Source organism: Methanobrevibacter sp. (assembly GCF_045126245.1).
Lineage (GTDB): Archaea > Methanobacteriota > Methanobacteria > Methanobacteriales > Methanobacteriaceae > Methanocatella.
In genome coordinates, this window is sequence record NZ_JBGVOG010000060.1 from 1 (window position 1) to 19,186 (window position 19,186).

Here is a 19,186-nt window from a genome sequence, read left to right on the forward strand (position 1 = left end):
TTTCAGCCATTATGATGTTTTTACTTTCGTTTGAATAAACTGCCATTGTTCTGTTATATTTATCCAGATTAGTGTGAATCGATTTGGAATGATATGATTTCCAATCTTTTGTCGCAGGTGTTAGGATGTTTATCATTTCGATTTCTTCAATGCTTCTTGAATTTTCTATTTTATTTTCAAGCAACATTGCATTGGGTGAGGTTGTTAACGCTCCGGAATATAATTCATGTAGTTCGTTTAATTTGGTTGTTTTCTCAAGAGATAATTCTTTTTGGAATGGTTCATATATAATAAAATAGTATGATGAAATTATCAATGTAAATAAAATCAGAAGTGTAACTATTACTCCAATTTTTCTCTTTTTTTCATTTTCTGCCATATTGGTTGTACTGGGGCTTAAATATGCTCCTAACTTGTTGTTAAATCTTTTCAACAATGTTAATTCATCTTTTGGTTTTGGTTTTGGTAAGGTTTCTTTTTGTCTGGTAATCTTTTCGAAACCTTTTGGATACAATGGATCTCTTGGCTTTTTATTATTCATATTATATACTCCTTTTTAATAAATTTAGATGGTTAATTTAATTAATAGGAGTAATTTAATCTCATTTTTTAATTAAATTGCTAATGAGGTAGTATAGACAGAATAATAATAGTATTAATGCAGGTATATTAATGCCGTATAACACAGTTGGAATCGGAAGAATTATTAATACAATCAATATGCATGAGATTGCAATTATAGGAATGTTTGAGAATTTCGGGTACTTGATGTTGCTGATCATAAGTATGGAAACGATGATGCTCAATATTAATGCGATATAACTATTGTATAATCCGCTAAGGTAATATGTTGCTATTACTAGTGATATTCCCGGAATGGGAAAACCAATAAACCCGCTAATTTTTATATGGTCTGCTATTACATTGTATCGGGTTAATCTCAAAACTCCGCAAACAACAATTAATAAGCTAACAAGTATTACAATTAACTGCAATGCAAATGATGCGCTGTTAATTGATGTGTAGATAAATACTGCGGGAGCCGCACCAAATGATATGGCGTCAGAAAGTGAATCAATATTTTTTCCAAATCCCAAATCATCCTGTCTATTTGTTTTTCGAGCTACCCAACCATCTATGGAGTCAAACATGATTGCAATGATCATTAAAATTGCAGACAGTTCAAAATTATGGTTTATTGAACATATTATTGATAAAAATCCAGAACTCATATTTAATAATGATACGAAATCTGAAATAGCCAAAAAATTCTGAATATTTGTTTTTTCAATTTCCATGTTTCAACTCCAGTAATACTTTTTAACTCATTATTATTAACTTTTTCTTCTATTTTGTGTTATTATTATCAATATTTATTTTTAATTATTAATAAGTGTTATTTTTCTATATTAAAAATTATTTACTTATTATTTTAATATTTAGTTTGAAATTTTTTTATTTTTTTAGTTTAAATATTGATTTGTTTATTAAACTTTTAAAAAATTAAATTTGTTTATCTATTTTCAATAAATGACCGTGAAAGATAAAATATATATAATAATAAATTGAAAAAATATTAATTGTTAGACTTTATAGAAGCTATGGATTAGAAATTAAAATTGATTTCATTAGTTATTCTATTGAGTAAAATGATATTAAGATTAATATAATTGTGTGTAGTTATGATTGAAGATAATATACGTGTTCTTAGGCAAGCTGCAAGAATCACCACTGATGAGAATTTTAAGATCGAAAAAAGTTGGTGTATTATTGCAGGTAATGCTGAGTTGATTGATAATATGGCGTATAAGGCTATAGCTTCAAACCATATTGTAAAAATCTTATTTAGGGAACACGTCATATTAAAGGAAGGCAAATTAGATAAAAAATTTGATTTTATCATGCTTTACGGCAATTCAATTAGCATCTTTGACTTCAAAAGGGAAACTGAAAAACGTGGAGGAGCGTTCATTTCCATTCCTCGAGGCCTTATCAGTGAAGAGCCAAACTTAATGGCTTTTGTAGCCCCTGATGATGTGGTTAGAAGTGTTGTATCAATCCTTGAAAAATCAAAAATTTCATTTGCTATTCTACAGGAATCTCAAACTACCAGTTTCATTGATATTGGTCTTAGTAATGAAGTAAAATTACCAAACTTCATCAAATCTGCTTTGAAACCTTTCTACAATGCAAATGAGGTTGTTTTATCAACTATTTTGATTTCTGTTGATAAAGATGTTCATATTGAAAGGGTTCAAAGTGTTGCTACATCAAATAAAATTTTCGTTATAGATTTTAAAGATATTGTAACGGAGGACTAATCATGAATATTTTTGGAAAAGACGAGGAAGAACCACAAGTTACTAATACTAAAGTTATTAGCAATAGTTTAGGAATTGACTTAGGAACTTTAAACACTGTTATTGCAAAACCTTCAGGAGATAAATTTGATTTATATCAGATTCCATCCGTTGTTGCTGTAAAAAAAGATGATCCGTCTGAAGTTTTGGCTGTTGGTGAGGAAGCTAAAAGAATGCTTGGAAGAACTCCTGAGGATATTCTTGCTGTAAGGCCTTTGAAAAAAGGTGTAATCGAAAATGTTGTTCAAGCACAGGCATTACTCATTAAAGCGATGCAAATTGGTATTAATGAAGGGGAACGTGTTGGAAGAATAGTTATTGGAATTCCTGGTGATGCATCTGAAGTAGAAAAAAATGCTGCTGAAGAAATCGGAAGAAAAGCTGGAGCTCAAAATATTTTAGTTATTAGTGAAGGTTTGGCGGCAGCTATCGGTGCAGGTTTACCTATTGCTGAACCAAATGGTACTATGGTTATCGATATCGGTGCTGGATCAACTGATGTTGTAATTATATCCCTTGGTGGCATTAATGACATTGAAACCGTTAGATGCGGTGGAGATGATATTGATAATAAAATAGTGGAACTTGTCGCAGAAAAATATGATGTAGCTATTGGTATTCATGATGCAGAATCCGCAAAAATTGAAGTTGGTATGGTTCACAGCAGTGAACAGCACGAAAATTTAAGTGTTGAAGTAATCGGTAAATCTTTAGAAACTAACAGGCCTAAAAAAGTTGTCATTGACTCCATGTTGGTTGCTGATGCTGTAGAGCCATATATGCAACAAATTGTTGGCGGATTGAATGTAATTCTTGAAAGATTATCTCCGGAATTGATGATGGGTGTTTATAATAATGCTGTTGCAGTTGGTGGAAGTTCCAGACTTAGAGGATTAAAAGAAAGAATCTTTGATGAAATTTCTATTCCTGTTGAAATTTCAGATGATCCAATGACTGTTGTTGCAAAAGGTACTGCTATTGTTGCTGCAGAACCACTTGCATTAGAACCTGAAGTCCGTCTTAGGGCTATGAAATAAATTTTATAAATTTATTTCTTTTTTTTACTTTTTTTGCACTGATTTTTATGGATATTTTAGGCATTGATGAGGCTGGAAGAGGTTCTGTTCTGGGTCCTCTGGTTATTGCGGGTGTTATTGTTCCTGAAAAAATGGAAAAAGTCCTTGAAAGGATGGGTGTTAAAGATTCAAAAAGGTTAGCTCCTCACAGACGCACCATTTTATCTAGAAAATTAAAAAAGATGTTCGAGCATGAAGTTATAATGATTTCAGCTTTAGAAATTGACCAGATGAGAGCTGATGGAATCAATCTTAATGATATAGAAAAAAATGCCATGAGGGATTTGATTATTAAGTTGAATCCTGAAAAGGCAATTGTTGATGCCGTCGATGTCAAAGCAGAAAGATTTCAAAGTAATCTCTGCGAATCAACTGGAGTTGATGTTATTGCGGAGCATAAAGCCGATGATAAATATATTCAGGTAAGTGCCGCTTCCATCATAGCAAAGGCTGAAAGAGACGCACAAATCGCTGAAATCAATAAAGAATACATTAAGATTGGTGGCATTGGTTCAGGATACCCGTCTGACCCAACAACAAAAGAGTTTTTAACAAATTATACATATGAAGAAATGCCCGATTTTGTTAGAAGGTCTTGGGCTACTGTATCCAAAATGAAATAATTTTTCTATTTTTTTAAATAATATTTAAGTATAGGTAGTAATAAACTATTTCTATACATTTTTTCAGATGGGATAAAAATAGAGGATAAATATGATTATTGAATATATTACTTCATTTTTCAGTGGAATGATGGATATTTTTACTCAAGGTGGCCTTATCACTTATATCATTCTTTTTGTAGGTGTTTATGGTCTTATTATTTCTATTAGAAAAATAGCATATCTTAAGAGAATTAGTAAAGTTGACACTACTGAAATATTTGGTGTTGTTACCGCTTCTATGGAAAGGGGCGGTGCAGTTGAAGCTTTAAAACAAATCAACGGTTTTAAAAATCCTATTTCCAGAATTATTTCCGAAACTCTAAAAATAGGTTATAAAAATAAAACTGAAGTTGAAGAAAGTATGGAACAAATTTTCATTGTTGAAGTTGGTAAAATGACAAAAGGATTAAACACTCTTAAAACTTTAACTGAATTAGCTCCATTTTTAGGATTGATTGGTACTGTTATAGGTATTTGGATGACCTTCAAATCTTTAGGTGTGCACCCAGACTCAGCTGCAATGGCTGAAGGTATTTATGTTGCATTAACCACAACAATTATGGGTCTTTTAGTTGCAATTGTTTTACTTCCTATGCATACTTATATTCAAGGTTTAATCGAGGCAGAAATGGATAAAATTGAGCTTGCTACAAAAATGACTAACTGGGGTTATGCTGTAGTAAAAGTTAGAGTGGATTCTAATGTGGAATGTGCATTAGAGGCTCTTCAAGAGGCTGAAGGTGTTGTAAATACAAGATTAATTTCAGATCCTTATGCCAATATTAAAGTTTCATTTAAACCAAGTATGTTGGATAAAAGTATTTCTAATATTATTCTAGAAAAGTGTAATGTTAATGCTGAAATTACTGAAAGTAAACTAAAACAATAGGTGGTTCAATGGCTATTGATGTTAAAAAGCATAAAAAGAAGGTTGTTGATCAAAAACCAAGTATTAATTTAGTTCCTTTCATTGATATTTTATTTACTATAATGATTTTTTTAGTTGTCACAAGTAATTTTTCAGCTACTGATGTTCAAACAGATGACTCTAGCACTGCAAATGATGCCAGTGGAAAACCAAATGTCACAGATATTTCCGGCGATCAGGAATATTATATTGTGCCTGTAGCCAACCTTCAAAAGGTTACAGTTAACGGCATAGATAAATCAAACCTGATATCGGGCAGTGCAATTGGTGTTCAGGCAAGAGTTATGGATGAAGGACAAATAATCATTAAACCTGGAGAGATTATCATTACTACTCCGGCAGGTGTATCTCCAGATAAGGCTGTCCAACGTCCGAATGTTTAAAGTGAGGGATTGAAATGTATACTGGGAGAATATTATCAATTGGGATGAATAGTGATGGTAAACCTTTTGCAGCTTATCGTGTATCAAGCAGATCATTTCCTAACAGGCAATGTTTGAAATTTGAAAACCGTGCGGCTGTTGTTCCTAAGGAAGGTTTTGAAAAGGATATTTTTAAAAATACATATATTGCATACAACAGCATTCGCATTGTAAAAGACATGGCGATTGTATCCAACGGGTCTCAAACAGATGTTATTGCTGATAAGATAGCGTTGGGTATGAATATTAAGGATGCCCTTGCATATTCATTACTTACTATGGATTATGAAAAGGACGATTATAACACTCCAAGAATTGCGGGTGTTGTCACATCAGGCGATAATGAAGATGAATACGAATGTTATATTGGAATAGTAAATGACAATAAGATATTGGTTGAATCTGTTCCATATGGTGATGCTGCTTTTATTTCAACATATGGCAGTCAAGTGCCTGATAAAGTTGAATTCGATGCGATAACAGCAGGTGAATCTGCCAAATTTATTTTTGATGAGGGCACATTTGCAAATTATGAAAAACCGGTAACTTCCTGTGCTGCTGTTTTTGATGGAGAATGGACTATTGATGTCTATAATCCATAATTTTTATTTTTTTTAATTTTTAATGATGATATTATGACAATTGAATTAATAGGTTTAGAGAATATTCCAATTGTGGATAGTGACAGTAATATCTCACAGATTATTAGGGACGCAATTATTGAACAAGGATGTTCTATTAATCATGGGGATATTATTTTAATTGCTGAGACTTTAATTTCCAAATCTGAAGGCAATTTTATAAAAATCGATGATTTAACACCTTCACAGTTGGCTATCGATTTGGCTGAAAAATCTAAAAAAGACCCTAAATTAGTTGAAGCTATTTTAAATGAATCCAATGAGGTTGTTAAAGTAGGTCCTAAGTTTATCATAACTGAAACCAAACACGGTTTTGTTTGTGCAAATGCAGGAATTGACGAATCCAATGTGGGGGATGGTTTGGCAACTCCTATGCCGGTCAATCCTGACAAATCTGCTTTTGAAATTCGCGAATTTTTAGAAGAAGAATTCGGAGAGGAAATTGCGGTTATAATTACTGATACTCAAGGCAGAGCATTTAGATTTGGAGCTATCGGAACTGCGATTGGATGTTCTGGAATTTCTCCTCTTTGGAGGAGAGTCGGCGAAAAGGATTTGTATGGTCGCGAATTGGAAACTACCGAAATCGCAACTGGGGATGAATTGGCCGCTGCAGCATCACTTATCATGGGGCAGGCCGATGAAGGGCTGCCGGTTGTTTTGATTCGGGGATTTGATAGTTTTGACATATTGAGGAATGTTGACAGTAACATGAAATCAATTATCATGCCAAAGGAATTCGATGTATTTAGAAAGTAAGGGGTATTATGATTACGGTTTTTTCTGGAGGCACGGGCACTCCAAAATTGTTGCAGGGAATAAAGGAAATTGTTGATCCAAGGGAGTTAACAATTATTGTAAATACTTTGGAAAATAATTATTTTTCGGGGGTTTATGTTTCGGCGGATGTTGATACTGTGCTGTATACTATGGCGGACATGATCAATGATGAAACTTGGTATGGAGTTAAGGGTGACACTTTCGTTACTAATGAACGTCTTGGTGAGCTTGGATGTCCTGAACTGCTTAGAATTGGAGATATTGACAGAGCCACAAAAATACAAAAAACTCAACTGATGGAAAGGTATGGTCTTTCTAAAGCTATTGAAATTCAATCTAAGAACATGGGAATCAAATCTAAGATTATTCCTATGAGCGATGAGCAATCAGATATCAAGATCATTACTGATATTGGTGAGTTGGAGTTCCATGATTTTTTGATTAAACATCAATCCGAGCCGGAAGTTTTGGACATTAATTTTTCAAATGTTTCACCTTCTGATGGAATTATCGATGCTATTAAAAATTCTGAAGCGGTTATTATAGGCCCTTCCAATCCGATTACTTCAATTTTACCAATATTATCATTAAAAGGTGTTAAAGAGGCTTTAAATGAAACTTATGTTGTTGCGGTCTCTCCAATTATTGGCTCTGATTCTGTTTCAGGTCCTGCCAGCAAATTCATGAAAGCACTCAATATTGATGTCTCATCAGTTGGTGTTGCATCATTATATGAAGATTTCTTGGATAATATTGTAATTGATAATGAAGATAGTGATAAAGAACAACAATTAAAACAAATAATTAATAAGGTAACAATTACAAATACTATAATGAATAATTTAGGTGTTAAAAAAAATTTAGCACAAACAATTATAGATAGTATTCCTTAATAATAAAGGGGCGATTATCAAATGATACAAATGACATTAATACAAATTGACAACTACGGGCCGTGGACAGTTACTCCAAGGCCACGTACAGAATCTGATTTACAAATGCTTCAAGCTAGTTTATTCGCTGATTTAAACAATCATTTCGGTAATAAAAAGGGTTTAGTTTTCTTTACAAGATTTGATAATTTACTTGCAATTTCTAATGGGCTTGATGAAGAAGACCACTTAAGAATTCAAAGATCAATCAGAAATAGATATCCAATTACCATAAGTATGGGTGTGGGTGCTGCTGAAACCCCTCATGAAGCTCAAAAATTAGCGACCATTGCTCTTCAAAAGGCAGGAAGCGCCCAATCAGGTGAGAGAAAAGAAATTTTGGCTGTTGACAGTTTAGTTAGTGAAGAGGATAGTTTTGTTCAAGCGGCTCACATTGACATTAACAGTGTAACAGAAACATTAACAGATATTGAATCAGCTTTTGATACAAGTTTTATGGTTAATAAGGCTCAACATTATCTGATGACTAAATTAATTAAAAAAGGTGCATTATTATTCTTTATTGGTGGAGACAACTTCATGTCACCATGCAACGGATTAACCGAGAAGGAAATCGAAGAAATAATGGTTGAAATTGATGAGGAAATTGGTATTAAGCTCAAAGCAGGTATCGGCAGAGGTAAAAATGCTGAAGATGCAGCATATATGGCAGATATAGGTCTTGAGGAAATTCGTGCCAATAATAATGAAATGTGGACTTGGGTAATTGAAAAAGAATATTAAGTGAAATTATGATGAAAGTAGTTGCACCGATGGCGGGAATATCCAATTCAGAATTTTTGAACAAGGTTATTCCGTATGGTTTTGATGTGGCTACTTTAGGTGGATATAGTTTAGATACGCCTACAATTGAAGCAAGTAGAAAAATTGTGGAAAGGGGAAGAAAAGAGTTTGATTTTCCTTTAAATGAAATATTTTCACACATCGAAAATGAAGTGGCTTCAATTAAAAAAGTTCACAATGATGTTAAAGTATCTGCAAATGTGAGAGCAACAATCCCACAACCGATTATTGAAGTTGGAAAAATAAAAGATTTGGATATTGTTGAAATTAATTGTCATTGTCGCCAAGAGGAAATTGTAGCTATTGGTTGTGGACAAGAAATGCTAAAACGGCATGATTTGGAAGATTTCATATCTGAAGTTGTTGATAATGTTGATTGTGAAGTTTCAGTAAAAATTAGGGCTAATGTTGATGGAATCGATACATTAAAAGTTGCTGAACAAATTGAAAATGCCGGTGCGGATTACTTGCATATTGATGCTATGAAAAAAGATGTTTTTGATGCAGACTATAATCTTGTAAAAGAAATTTGTGATGGTACTAAAATTAAAGTGATTGGAAATAACTCTTTAAATTGTGAAGCCAATGTTGAAAAAATGATTAAAACTGGTGTTTATGGTTTTTCAATAGCTCGTGCAGTTATTTCAGGTAATTTAAACTTTAATATTTCTCAATTTTAATATTTTTAAAACAATTGTTATTAGAAAGTATTATTAATAGTTTAGAATATAAATTATTTCAATAGGTGATTTCATGGATTTTATAACTCTTAAGAATATTACAAAAACATTTGATGGTGTTGATGTTCTTAAAGATATTAATTTAAAGATTAATGAAGGAGAGACATTAGGTATTTTGGGACGTAGTGGAAGTGGAAAATCTGTTTTAATCAACATGCTTAGAGGAACATTGGATTATAAGCCTGATGCAGGTAATATTATTATGAATATTGCCGTATGTCCTGATTGTTTGGCAGTTGACTCACCATCTCACGTCGGAGAAAAATGTAGTTGCGGTGCTACCCTGGAAGCTAAAGAAGTGGATTTCTTCAATGCTGAAAGGAAATTATTTGCAAGTATTAAAAGAAGAATTTCCATCATGTTACAACGTAACTTCGCATTGTATGATGAAGAAACTGTAATTGAGAATGTTATGAGGGCAATGCCTGATGACAAACCTTATGAGGAAGGTTTATACTTTGCACTTGAATTATTGGAAATGGTTCAAATGAACCATAGAATCACTCATATTGCCCGTGATTTGAGTGGTGGGGAAAAACAAAGAGTTGTACTTGCAAGGCAATTGGCTAAAGGTCCAATGATGTTTTTAGCTGATGAACCGACAGGTACTTTGGATCCACAGACTGCAGTAAAACTTCACAATACTTTAAAAGAAGGGGTTAAAGATGAAGGAATCACCATGTTAATCACTTCTCACTGGCCGGAAGTTATGACTGAACTTGCAGATAATGTTATATGGTTGGAAGATGGTCAAATTAAAGAAGAAGGCGAACCTCATGAGGTTGTAGACCACTTCATGGAAACTGTTCCAGTCCCTAAAAAACCAGAAGTTCCGGAATTCGGTGAAAAAGAAGTAATTCTTGAAGATGTTAAAAAACATTATTATTCTATCGAAAGAGGAGTTGTAAAGGCCGTTGATGGAATCAGCTTGGAAATCAATAGCGAAGAGATATTCGGTATTGTAGGTTTAAGCGGTTCAGGTAAAACAACTACAACAAGAATGTTAATGGGATTAACAGAACCAAGCAGTGGAAACATTCAAATCAAACTTGGGGATGAATGGATTGACATGACAAAAGTTGGACCTCTTAATCGTGGCCGTATCATGCCTTACATTGGTTTATTACATCAAGAGTACTCATTATATCCTCACAGAACTATTTTAGGTAACTTGACTGATGCAATTAGTTTAAACTTGCCTGCTGAGTTCGGTAAAATTAAAGCTATTCATGCATTAACCACTGTCGGTTTTACTGATGCGGTTGCAACAAGCATTCTTGATAAATACCCTGACCAATTAAGTGTTGGGGAAAAACATAGGGTTGCTCTTGCACAAGTTTTAATTAAAGAACCTAATCTTATAGTTTTAGATGAGCCAACAGGTACAATGGATCCTGTTACTCGTGTTGTTGTAACTGATTCTATTTTGAAAGCTCGTGAAGAATTGGAACAAACTTTCATTATCATTTCTCACGATATGGACTTTGTATTGGATGTCTGTGACAGAGCCGCTTTGATGAGAGGCGGTAAAATCTTAGATATCGGTACTCCTGAAGAAATAGTTCAACAATTAACTCCAGATGAAAAAGAAGACATGCTAAAAAGAGAATAGATAATCTTCTTATTCATTTAATCTTTTTTTTATTTCTTTCCAGTTTGGACAATATATGTCCATCAGTTTTTTAAATTTTCTGCCATGATTGAATTCTATCAGATGGCATAACTCATGTATCACCACATATTCAAGGCAAATGGGATCTTTTTTTGCAAGTTTTAAATTTAGGGTAATTCTTTTATCTTTATATCTGCAATTTCCCCAATTTTTCATATTCCTTACCTTTACCTCTGATGGTCTTTTACCAACAATTTTCACACATTTTTCCAAAACTGGAGGTATTGCTTTTTTAAGTTCATGGCGGTATAGTTCATTTAAAAGTTTTTCACGGGTTTCTTTTTTACTTCTTTTACTCACCGGAAGATATATTATGTTTCTTTCATAATCGATAGCTATTTTCTTCAATACATCTTTTGAAACTAGTTGCAAGGTGTATTCTTTTCCCCAAAGTGGGTGTATTTCACCGGATTTGTATTTTAGTGGTGCTTGTATTTTGCTATCCAAAATCAGTTGCTGTTTTTTTATAATCCATTCCTTTTTTGAGATTATGAAATTAGTTATGTCTTCATCTGATAAATGCAATGGCGCCGATACAATCACTTCTCCGTTTGGGGGCAGTACCCTGAGATACATATTTTTTATATTTTTCCTTTTCAACGTAATTTGTATATTTTCTATTATCATTTATTAACCTGATAGTGATTGAATTGTAAATGTCTATTCTTTCTATTATTACTAATTTAGTTCAAGGTTTTTATAGTTTTATCACAAAAGATTATATATTCATAGCTTAAATAAATTATATTATTATTTTATAATTATTACTTAATTAATTTACAATGAGAATTGAAATTTATTTGGAGGTTTATTATGACATGGGAAGATGCACCGTCTCATATTTGTAGGGGTGGAGATATAAGGGGACTTGCTTTTTGTTGTCCTCCGATAAAACCATGCCCTGTATTAAATGCTTTACAAGAAGTAAATTTGACTCCTCAAGAGTTTATTGAAATTAAAACTCAATTTGGTAGAGAAACTAGATTGGGAGAAGGGGCAGGAACTTGTTTTGGATCACTTGTATGGTGTTGTAAACCATCTAAACCATGTCCTTTAAGGGACATGACCTTAAGAAATATGGGCATGAGTCATGAGGAGTATTTGGACTTAAAAAAAGAATTGTCTGAGAGATTGGTTGGTGTAAAAAAACCTGATCCCGATGAAAAGGCTGAAGCGTTGGCCGAAACATTCAATGTATCAAAACTTGAAGCAATGAATGTTTTAACTGAATGTAATAATGATTTAAGGGCTGCAGTTAAAGTATTGCATGCCAAATCACTTGAAAAATCTGATTAAAATGGATTGGACTTCTCTTTATTTTAAAACTGTTGATTTAAATGTATTTATTTTAGGTACTGGGGAAGTTGCCACCAGACGTGCAAATAAGTTTTTAGACCACGGAGCCAATGTAAGACTGGTTGGAAATTATTTATCTAAAGGTTTGGAAGATAAAGGGGCTGTTTTATGTTCTGTTGAGGAGATAGATAATCTGGTTGGATGGTGTGATTTGGTTGTGATTGCAAGCGGTGATGAGGAGTTATCCAGTCATGTTTCAAATATCGCTCAAGATAAATTAATAAACCGGGCGGATTTTCCTCAAAAGGGAGATATCATTGTTCCTACAAGCTTTGAAATTGGTGATGTTGAAATATCGATTTTTACTAATGGCAAAAGCCCGTTGATGGCCCGTCAGTTGAGAAAAAAAATTCAATCGATAATCACCGAAGAGGATATTTTAGAAATTGAACTTCAGGATTATGCACGTTCAATTCTTAAAGGTTCTGTTGAAGACCAAAAGGAAAGGAGAAAATATCTTTATGGGATTTTTGAAGATGGGAAAATCAATGAATTTGTTAAAAATGGACAAATTGATGAGGCTAAAGAATATATTGATAATTTAATAAGGGGATTATAGTGATACTTAATTTAAGAGTCGACCATAAAATTGCAGATATAGAATCAATGGAGAATATTTCAAAGGATATTGATGAGTTATTCTGGAGTTTACAAGAAAAATATTCCATTGGTGAATATATTGAGATTTCCACATGTAACAGGAAAGAATATTATATCCATAACGAGTATATTTCAGAAGATGATGAGTTGCTGTCTCATGAAAATCAAAGTATTGTAATTGAATACGGACAGTCTGCTGTAATTCATTTGTTAAGAATGACTTCAGGTTTGGAATCAATGATTGTTGGTGAAGACCAAATCCTAGGTCAGGTTAAAGATTCTAAAAATAAGGCGGTTAAAGACCACCACTGCGGTAAGGTTTTGGATATGATTTTTACAAAAGCTATCCATGTAGGTCAGGTTGTTCGCAATAAAACCAAAATTAATAAGGGTTCCGTTTCTATTGGTTCCGCGGCAATAGATTTGGCTGAAAAGCATATGGGCAGTCTTGACGAAAAGTCTGTTCTGGTAATTGGTGCAGGGAAAATGGGCAAATTGGTTGCCAAGGCACTTGCCGAGAAGGATTTAAATGCTATTTTTGTTGCAAATAGAACATATTATGTTGCCGTAGAACTTGCAAAAGATCTTGGTGGGGAAGCTATTTTATTTGCAGATTTGGAAAAATATTTGGCCGAAGCAGATTTGGTAATCAGTGCAACAAGTGCACCTCACATTATCATTGATAAAAATCGTCTTTTGGGCATCGACAGGACTTATGAAGAATTGATGATGGTCGATATTGCAAATCCTCGTGATATTTCAGAGAATGTATCTGAAATTGGGGTTAAATTATTCAATATTGATGATTTAAGGGAAATTGCCGATACAAATACTCAACTCAGAATTAAGGAATTCGGTGAAGCCGAAAACATCATCAATGAGGAGTTCAATTTACTTAAAGAATCCTTTAAAATAATGAAAGTTGAGGATACACTTGCTAGTTTAAGAGTATCTATGGAAGAAATACGACAACGTGAAACTGAAAAAGCATATGGTAAATTATCTGATGTAGATGGTAGTGCAAAAATTCTTGATAATTTAACAAATTCTATTGTCAACAAGATATTTTTCGATATTTCCAAAAATGTAAAAAATGCAGCAAAACAAGAAGATAAAGAGATTCTTGATGCTGTAGAGTATATTTTTAATTTTGATTGATTATTCAAACATTCCTTTGACATCAATATTCTTTATTTTAGAGGATTGTAATGAATATTCAATATTTTCCATTGTAATGGTTTCCTGGTCATTAGCTATTGCATTGTGAAGTGAAGTTTTAAGTATTTTTTCTTTCAAATCCCTTCCGGACATTCCTTTTGTTATTTTAACTATTCTGTTAATGTCCAAATCATATTCTAAAGGAATTGTCTTGAGATTCTTTTCTAAAATTTCCTTTCTTTCTTCATCATCAGGTAAACTAAATTCAATTTCTTCTTCAAATCTGCTTCTAACTGCATAATCGAGAGATGTCGGATTGTTTGTGGCCCCAATTGTAATTACAGATTTGTTTTCACTGATTCCATCCATTTCTGTTAAAAGTGAGTTTACAATTTCAGACACGTCACCCCTCAATGATTGAAATGATCTGTGGAGTGCTATTGCATCGATTTCATCGATAAATATTATGGATGGTGATTTCTCGCTGGCCTTTTTAAATAAATCATGGATTTTGGACGCGCCATCTCCAACATGATCGCCTATTAAGGAAGTGGCTTTGATTAAATGGAGAGGAACTTCAAGTTCATTGGCAAGCGCTTTGACAAGCATGGTTTTGCCTGTGCCTGGAAGCCCATAAAATAATATGTTTTTCGGAGCCCATTGCCCAAATCTTTCGGGGTCGTCCAAATATTTCATTAAAACCTTAACTTTATTTTTGGCATTATTCTGACCAACAATATCTGAAAGTTTCAGGGAAGCATCTATTTTAATTTCATCATTTAATTTGCTGATTTCCTTATCAATAAGTTTGATTCTTGTTTTTTCAGATATTATTGAGCCGTTTGGTTTTGCGGTTATTATTTCAAAACCATAATCAGGTATGATTTTTTGATCGAAAAGATATGATTGTTCATTTACTTCTAGTCCCAACCATTGTTCACGGGCATATTCTTCGAATAGTTCCTTATTATTTATCTCAAAATCATTTTCCATTAAATTAAAATCAAATGGATAACCAACAGCCTTAAGAACAACGCATTCGGCATATACTTTATTTTCATTGTCTTTTTTAACTGATTTTTGTGTGTTGGATTTGATTTCAGGTTGTTTATTGTCACTTTTCAATCAATCACCTCCTTGATTTTTCGCTTATTTTTAACATTTTTCTTATTTGTATGTTTAATTATTTAAATACTTGTTGGTATATATTAAAGTTTGGAGAAAAATCATGAGCTTTAGAACAAGAAGAGTATTGTTTATGACCCCATTTTATATGATATTTCAATTTTTCCTAATGAAATATCTGTTTTTATTGATTGGGGGATTAAATGATGTGTATCTGGTCATATTTGCAATATTTATTGGGTTGTTGCATGTTGTACCCATGTTATTCGAAGCAAAAAAATCAAGGAAAATTACAAGATTCCTGCAGACAATCGATGGCGTTTGGATGTGGGCATCCCTAATATTGTTGATTGATATTTTGGCAATCTATTTAATCGGCATATTTGTTGAACTCCCAAAGCAAATAATTTTGATGTTTTTAGCTATTGTGCCAATTTTGGGTGTTTATAATTATTTTAAAGCCCATAAGTTAGTTGTAAATGAACGTGTTTTAAAGATGGATAATCTAGCTCGCGACATTAATATTGTTCATTTATCCGATGTGCATTTCGGATCCGTGAGGCATAAGCAGATTATCAGACAAATTGCCAATAAATTAATGGAATTGGAAAAAACCTGTGAAATTGTGATTATTTCAGGTGATTTGGCAGACGGTTCATCTGTTGTTGAAAAAGATGATTTTGATGCCTTGAAAGAAATTGACATGCCGATAATATTCACTCCGGGAAATCATGATTTTTATCCTGGAATTGAAAATGTTGTCAGCGCCTGCAGAAATGCGGGCATTATCGTTTTGGACAATGATAAATTCGAATATAAAAATCTAAACATTTATGGATTAACCTTCAGTTTCGATGAAATTGAAATGCCTACTGTTGATGAGATTAAAGAAGTTTTAAATCATGATATGATAAATATTATCAATTATCATGTCCCTTATTATTGGGAGGAATTCTCATCTCTAGGATTTGATATTCAATTGTCAGGCCATACTCATGGAGGGCAATTTTATCCTGCGGTTAATTTTGCAAACAGGATATTTGAATATAATAAGGGTCTTTTTAAGAATAAATTAGGCAAATATCTTCATGTTACAACAGGTGTCGGTTCTATGGATACTCCTATGAGGTGGGGAACTGATTCGGAACTTGTTATTTTAAAATTGAGAAAGAGATAGGGTTTTTATTATGAGTGGTTTTAATTATTGCATGAATTGCGGTTCTAAACTTGATGTCAGTGATAACTTCTGTTCCAACTGCGGTGCCAAGGTCGGTGAAAGTGAAAGCTTTGAGTTGATTCAAGACAAGGACTTCTTTTTAAAATATAGAATTAGAATTGAAAATTTGAACAAGGACTATGACATAAAGGTTGCAAAGGCATTGGAGTTAATTAAAAAGGAATTTGATCCTTCAGAAATGAGTTATAATGATTTCATTTCAACAATAAACAACAGCAACAATATTTTTTACAACAATGTTGAAGTTGCGTTAAATATTATTGATTTGGCCACCAAGCCATCAAACAGAATCAAGAACGAACTTGATAGTAAAATCGACACATTGAATGAAATTATTTCAAAATTCGAGGAGTTCATTGATGAGCTTATAATTCATATTTCCGATAAAAGTAAAAAGGAAGTAAAAAATCTAACTAAGGAATTGGATGATTTGATTAATTCCGTAAAGGATTATTAAATCATTTTTTCATAGATTTCCTTCATTCTCAATGCATCTTCATCACGAAGAGGTGTTTCACAAATGATATTTGCTTTCCATCCGTTATCTATTAAGTTTGAAAGCAAATCTTTAATATTCGGGCCGTATTCATCACTTTCAGCTAATGTGTGATGTTTGACTTCGCCATGGGGTGCGTATTCAATTGTTGTGAAATGGCAATGCAGTCTGTCAATATCTAATTTGTTTTCAATTGTTGAAAATATGCAGTTATAATCGTCCTTTTTAGTTAAATAACCTCTTCCTCTTGCATGGATATGTGCAAAATCAATTGTAGGTTCAAAATGATCGAAAGTAGAACATAATTCAACAATTTCCTGAATATTTCCTTGTTGGGTTCTTTTGCCTGTTGTTTCTGGAGCGAAGGTAAACTCTTCAATTCCTTCCGCTTCAAGCTCTTCAAATAATATATTAACAGTATTTTTAGATATTTCCATAGCTTTTTCAGGTTTTCTGTTCATATAGGCTCCCGGGTGAAATACTAATCTGTAAGCTCCCATCCATTCGCCAGCACGAGCGAGGGATATTAGATGACCAATACTTTTATTCAATTTTTCCTCATCTTTTGCACATAAATTGATATAGTATGGACCATGCATTGAAACCAAAACATCATGTTTTTGAGATTCTTCTTTTAATGTAACGGCTGCTTTTTCGCCAATTCTCACACCATATGGAGTTTGATATTCATAGGAGTCAAGCCCCTCTTCATTGATGTATTTGGGGGCCTTATATGCTGGGCCTTTATATTTGACAGGACTTCCTGCAGGTCCAAAAAGTACTTTATGTTTCATTTAAATCGTTAAAAAATAGTAAAAAATAGGAATTTATAAAATTCCCATTGCTTTGTTTGTTTTTGCAATTGATTTTTCGTTGTCACTTTCCATTTCTAAAAGTGCACGAATTGCATCAATATTTTCAGGTATTACATCAGATTCCTGATGCACCGCTTGCATGTAGAACAGTTCATTGTCTACAACATTAACGGATTCTTTCCAAACTGGAATTTCATATAAATCGTTTCTGCTTCTTCCAAGTTCTTTAGCATATTCCATTAACTCAGCAGTGGAGCCTAATCCTTCTTCAGCGGAAACTACAATTACTCTTGAACGTTCTTTTAAAGCTTCAAGTATCTCTTCAGTTTCCACATCATTGTTGATTTCAACCATGATGTTATGTTGGTGCATTAATGTAGTAGGAACAAGTAATGCCATGGTTGTAACGTCAATACCTTTCATAACAGTTTTTACGTCTGGGCCGTGGTGAGAAGGTACTTTTGGAGGATTTGGCACAATTGCATTGATCGGACCTTTTTTAACTTCAGATGGGTCTGATCCTCTTCTTACCATTACTGCCCTGACCTTTTTGATATCTGCGATTTTGTCAATAGTAAATAATGTACGGGTCAAACCGGTGGTGTTACATGATACAACTCTTGTGTAATCCGCACCATAAGAATCATCATAATTAGAAATAGCATTAAATGAAAGACCTGTTAAATCATGGTCTTCTCCACCTTGATAAATTGCTTTAACGCCAGCTTTTTTATACATTTCAAGGTTTTGTGGCCCAATGCTTCCAGGAGTACAGTCAACAACCACATCCGCTTCCTGAATCATGTCTTCAACAGTACCTGCTATTTCAATTCCGGCATCTTTGAACATTTGTTCTCTTTCTGGAATTCCAATGTATAATGGATAGCCTTTTTCTTCAACTGCAGTTCTTGCTTCATAGTTTGGCCTAGTTTTACTTACACCAACTATCTTCATATCATCTTGAGCGGCAACAGCATCTGCCACTCTTTTACCGATGGTTCCATAACCATTAATAGCAACAGTTTTCATTTCAATCCCTTTTTATTTTATAATAATTTTAAAAATATTATTATATGGATTAAAATCTGTTGTTTAAATTATTTATAATTTGATATTTGAAAATAAGAAAAATAATAAAAAAAGAAAAAGAAGTAGAATTATTCTACTTTAAAACCTGCCTCTTCGACAGCTTCGGTAATGTCTGCATCACTTACATCTTCAGACATTGTAATTTTTGTAATTCCGGAGTCTAAATCTGCTTTTGCATCATCAATTCCGTCAACATCTTTTAAGGAAAGTTCTACAGCATTTACACAGGATGGGCAGTGCATGCCCACAACTTTAATTTCTTTTTCAGCCATAATAGTTCACCTTGTTAA

23 protein-coding genes are annotated in these 19,186 nt (G+C 33.1%); 16 read left to right on the forward strand and 7 right to left on the reverse strand.

The window, feature by feature from the left end; genetic code table 11:
• Both ACJMLZ_RS04695 and ACJMLZ_RS04700 read right to left on the reverse strand, forming a co-directional pair.
• On the reverse strand, positions 1 to 541 hold a 541-nt coding region (locus tag ACJMLZ_RS04695; protein WP_405304200.1), incomplete at its 3' end, for a DUF515 domain-containing protein.
• A gap of 61 nt (positions 542 to 602) precedes the next feature.
• Positions 603 to 1,298, reverse strand: coding sequence for an archaetidylserine synthase (locus tag ACJMLZ_RS04700; protein ID WP_405304201.1), 696 nt, complete (start codon positions 1,296 to 1,298; stop codon positions 603 to 605).
• Between the two features lie 384 nt (positions 1,299 to 1,682).
• Here ACJMLZ_RS04700 and ACJMLZ_RS04705 point away from each other — a divergent pair, with 384 nt between their 5' ends.
• The 11 genes from ACJMLZ_RS04705 (at position 1,683) to atwA (ending at position 10,960) form a co-directional block, all read left to right on the forward strand.
• Complete coding sequence (locus ACJMLZ_RS04705; RefSeq protein WP_405304202.1) at positions 1,683 to 2,321, forward strand: hypothetical protein; 639 nt, start codon at positions 1,683 to 1,685, stop codon at positions 2,319 to 2,321.
• 2 nt (positions 2,322 to 2,323) lie between these two features.
• On the forward strand, positions 2,324 to 3,397 hold the full coding sequence (locus ACJMLZ_RS04710) for a rod shape-determining protein (RefSeq protein ID WP_405304203.1): 1,074 nt from the start codon (positions 2,324 to 2,326) through the stop codon (positions 3,395 to 3,397).
• 47 nt (positions 3,398 to 3,444) lie between these two features.
• Positions 3,445 to 4,059, forward strand: coding sequence for a ribonuclease HII (rnhB, locus tag ACJMLZ_RS04715; RefSeq protein WP_405304204.1), 615 nt, complete (start codon positions 3,445 to 3,447; stop codon positions 4,057 to 4,059).
• A gap of 91 nt (positions 4,060 to 4,150) precedes the next feature.
• Positions 4,151 to 4,990: a MotA/TolQ/ExbB proton channel family protein gene (locus tag ACJMLZ_RS04720; protein WP_405304205.1), complete on the forward strand. Its 840-nt coding sequence runs from the start codon at positions 4,151 to 4,153 to the stop codon at positions 4,988 to 4,990.
• An 8-nt stretch (positions 4,991 to 4,998) separates the two neighbouring features.
• Complete coding sequence (locus tag ACJMLZ_RS04725) at positions 4,999 to 5,412, forward strand: ExbD/TolR family protein (protein ID WP_405304206.1); 414 nt, start codon at positions 4,999 to 5,001, stop codon at positions 5,410 to 5,412.
• A 14-nt stretch (positions 5,413 to 5,426) separates the two neighbouring features.
• A complete protein-coding gene (locus ACJMLZ_RS04730) occupies positions 5,427 to 6,053 on the forward strand; it encodes an IMP cyclohydrolase (RefSeq protein ID WP_405304207.1) in 627 nt (208 codons plus the stop codon).
• Between the two features lie 33 nt (positions 6,054 to 6,086).
• Positions 6,087 to 6,851: a coenzyme F420-0:L-glutamate ligase gene (locus ACJMLZ_RS04735; RefSeq protein ID WP_405304208.1), complete on the forward strand. Its 765-nt coding sequence runs from the start codon at positions 6,087 to 6,089 to the stop codon at positions 6,849 to 6,851.
• 8 nt (positions 6,852 to 6,859) lie between these two features.
• Positions 6,860 to 7,765 carry a 2-phospho-L-lactate transferase gene (gene cofD, locus ACJMLZ_RS04740; RefSeq protein ID WP_405304209.1) on the forward strand — a complete coding sequence of 302 codons (906 nt, stop codon included), beginning with the start codon at positions 6,860 to 6,862 and terminating at the stop codon, positions 7,763 to 7,765.
• A gap of 21 nt (positions 7,766 to 7,786) precedes the next feature.
• A complete protein-coding gene (locus tag ACJMLZ_RS04745; RefSeq protein ID WP_405304210.1) occupies positions 7,787 to 8,548 on the forward strand; it encodes a GTP cyclohydrolase III in 762 nt (253 codons plus the stop codon).
• 29 nt (positions 8,549 to 8,577) lie between these two features.
• Positions 8,578 to 9,288, forward strand: a complete 711-nt coding sequence (locus ACJMLZ_RS04750) for a tRNA-dihydrouridine synthase (protein ID WP_405304235.1) — start codon at positions 8,578 to 8,580, stop codon at positions 9,286 to 9,288.
• Positions 9,289 to 9,361: 73 nt separating this feature from the next.
• Positions 9,362 to 10,960, forward strand: a complete 1,599-nt coding sequence (atwA, locus tag ACJMLZ_RS04755; protein WP_405304211.1) for a methyl coenzyme M reductase system, component A2 — start codon at positions 9,362 to 9,364, stop codon at positions 10,958 to 10,960.
• Positions 10,961 to 10,969: 9 nt separating this feature from the next.
• Here the strand turns inward: atwA and ACJMLZ_RS04760 are convergent, their stop codons facing one another.
• Entirely contained in the window at positions 10,970 to 11,647 is a 678-nt protein-coding gene (locus ACJMLZ_RS04760) for a M48 family metallopeptidase (protein WP_405304212.1), read from the reverse strand.
• A gap of 186 nt (positions 11,648 to 11,833) precedes the next feature.
• Between ACJMLZ_RS04760 and ACJMLZ_RS04765 the strand changes: the two genes are divergently transcribed.
• Genes ACJMLZ_RS04765 through hemA form a run of 3 tightly spaced genes read left to right on the forward strand, consistent with a single transcriptional unit; the run spans position 11,834 to position 14,134 of the window.
• The gene (locus ACJMLZ_RS04765) at positions 11,834 to 12,316 is read left to right on the forward strand and encodes a methanogenesis marker 9 domain-containing protein (RefSeq protein ID WP_405304213.1); all 483 of its coding nucleotides are present in this window, start codon (positions 11,834 to 11,836) and stop codon (positions 12,314 to 12,316) included.
• Position 12,317: 1 nt separating this feature from the next.
• Positions 12,318 to 12,935, forward strand: a complete 618-nt coding sequence (locus ACJMLZ_RS04770; RefSeq protein ID WP_405304214.1) for a bifunctional precorrin-2 dehydrogenase/sirohydrochlorin ferrochelatase — start codon at positions 12,318 to 12,320, stop codon at positions 12,933 to 12,935.
• On the forward strand, positions 12,935 to 14,134 hold the full coding sequence (gene hemA / locus ACJMLZ_RS04775) for a glutamyl-tRNA reductase (protein WP_405304215.1): 1,200 nt from the start codon (positions 12,935 to 12,937) through the stop codon (positions 14,132 to 14,134). The genes ACJMLZ_RS04770 and hemA overlap by 1 nt, the downstream gene beginning before the upstream one ends.
• Here the strand turns inward: hemA and ACJMLZ_RS04780 are convergent, their stop codons facing one another.
• Entirely contained in the window at positions 14,135 to 15,259 is a 1,125-nt protein-coding gene (locus tag ACJMLZ_RS04780; protein ID WP_405304216.1) for an AAA family ATPase, read from the reverse strand.
• A 103-nt stretch (positions 15,260 to 15,362) separates the two neighbouring features.
• Between ACJMLZ_RS04780 and ACJMLZ_RS04785 the strand changes: the two genes are divergently transcribed.
• Both ACJMLZ_RS04785 and ACJMLZ_RS04790 read left to right on the forward strand, forming a co-directional pair.
• Positions 15,363 to 16,436: a metallophosphoesterase gene (locus ACJMLZ_RS04785; RefSeq protein ID WP_405304217.1), complete on the forward strand. Its 1,074-nt coding sequence runs from the start codon at positions 15,363 to 15,365 to the stop codon at positions 16,434 to 16,436.
• Positions 16,437 to 16,446: 10 nt separating this feature from the next.
• Positions 16,447 to 16,953 carry a zinc ribbon domain-containing protein gene (locus ACJMLZ_RS04790; protein ID WP_405304218.1) on the forward strand — a complete coding sequence of 169 codons (507 nt, stop codon included), beginning with the start codon at positions 16,447 to 16,449 and terminating at the stop codon, positions 16,951 to 16,953.
• Here ACJMLZ_RS04790 and ACJMLZ_RS04795 read toward each other — a convergent pair.
• The 3 genes from ACJMLZ_RS04795 to ACJMLZ_RS04805 all read right to left on the reverse strand — a co-directional run bounded on the left by ACJMLZ_RS04795 (position 16,950) and on the right by ACJMLZ_RS04805 (position 19,168).
• On the reverse strand, positions 16,950 to 17,786 hold the full coding sequence (locus ACJMLZ_RS04795) for a TIM barrel protein (RefSeq protein WP_405304219.1): 837 nt from the start codon (positions 17,784 to 17,786) through the stop codon (positions 16,950 to 16,952). The genes ACJMLZ_RS04790 and ACJMLZ_RS04795 overlap by 4 nt on opposite strands.
• A 33-nt stretch (positions 17,787 to 17,819) precedes the next feature.
• Positions 17,820 to 18,836, reverse strand: coding sequence for a phosphorylating glyceraldehyde-3-phosphate dehydrogenase (locus tag ACJMLZ_RS04800; RefSeq protein WP_405304220.1), 1,017 nt, complete (start codon positions 18,834 to 18,836; stop codon positions 17,820 to 17,822).
• A 128-nt stretch (positions 18,837 to 18,964) separates the two neighbouring features.
• Positions 18,965 to 19,168, reverse strand: coding sequence for a heavy-metal-associated domain-containing protein (locus ACJMLZ_RS04805; protein WP_292821468.1), 204 nt, complete (start codon positions 19,166 to 19,168; stop codon positions 18,965 to 18,967).
• Positions 19,169 to 19,186 lie beyond the last annotated feature (18 nt).

Coding starts and splice junctions, on each gene's coding strand:
- ACJMLZ_RS04700 (WP_405304201.1), bottom strand. CDS start 1,298: ATGGAAATTGAAAAAACAAATATTCAGAATTTTTTGGCTATTTCAGAT.
- ACJMLZ_RS04705 (WP_405304202.1), top strand. CDS start 1,683: ATGATTGAAGATAATATACGTGTTCTTAGGCAAGCTGCAAGAATCACC.
- ACJMLZ_RS04710 (WP_405304203.1), top strand. CDS start 2,324: ATGAATATTTTTGGAAAAGACGAGGAAGAACCACAAGTTACTAATACT.
- rnhB (WP_405304204.1), top strand. CDS start 3,445: ATGGATATTTTAGGCATTGATGAGGCTGGAAGAGGTTCTGTTCTGGGT.
- ACJMLZ_RS04720 (WP_405304205.1), top strand. CDS start 4,151: ATGATTATTGAATATATTACTTCATTTTTCAGTGGAATGATGGATATT.
- ACJMLZ_RS04725 (WP_405304206.1), top strand. CDS start 4,999: ATGGCTATTGATGTTAAAAAGCATAAAAAGAAGGTTGTTGATCAAAAA.
- ACJMLZ_RS04730 (WP_405304207.1), top strand. CDS start 5,427: ATGTATACTGGGAGAATATTATCAATTGGGATGAATAGTGATGGTAAA.
- ACJMLZ_RS04735 (WP_405304208.1), top strand. CDS start 6,087: ATGACAATTGAATTAATAGGTTTAGAGAATATTCCAATTGTGGATAGT.
- cofD (WP_405304209.1), top strand. CDS start 6,860: ATGATTACGGTTTTTTCTGGAGGCACGGGCACTCCAAAATTGTTGCAG.
- ACJMLZ_RS04745 (WP_405304210.1), top strand. CDS start 7,787: ATGATACAAATGACATTAATACAAATTGACAACTACGGGCCGTGGACA.
- ACJMLZ_RS04750 (WP_405304235.1), top strand. CDS start 8,578: ATGGCGGGAATATCCAATTCAGAATTTTTGAACAAGGTTATTCCGTAT.
- atwA (WP_405304211.1), top strand. CDS start 9,362: ATGGATTTTATAACTCTTAAGAATATTACAAAAACATTTGATGGTGTT.
- ACJMLZ_RS04760 (WP_405304212.1), bottom strand. CDS start 11,647: ATGATAATAGAAAATATACAAATTACGTTGAAAAGGAAAAATATAAAA.
- ACJMLZ_RS04765 (WP_405304213.1), top strand. CDS start 11,834: ATGACATGGGAAGATGCACCGTCTCATATTTGTAGGGGTGGAGATATA.
- ACJMLZ_RS04770 (WP_405304214.1), top strand. CDS start 12,318: ATGGATTGGACTTCTCTTTATTTTAAAACTGTTGATTTAAATGTATTT.
- ACJMLZ_RS04785 (WP_405304217.1), top strand. CDS start 15,363: ATGAGCTTTAGAACAAGAAGAGTATTGTTTATGACCCCATTTTATATG.
- ACJMLZ_RS04790 (WP_405304218.1), top strand. CDS start 16,447: ATGAGTGGTTTTAATTATTGCATGAATTGCGGTTCTAAACTTGATGTC.
- ACJMLZ_RS04795 (WP_405304219.1), bottom strand. CDS start 17,786: ATGAAACATAAAGTACTTTTTGGACCTGCAGGAAGTCCTGTCAAATAT.
- ACJMLZ_RS04800 (WP_405304220.1), bottom strand. CDS start 18,836: ATGAAAACTGTTGCTATTAATGGTTATGGAACCATCGGTAAAAGAGTG.
- ACJMLZ_RS04805 (WP_292821468.1), bottom strand. CDS start 19,168: ATGGCTGAAAAAGAAATTAAAGTTGTGGGCATGCACTGCCCATCCTGT.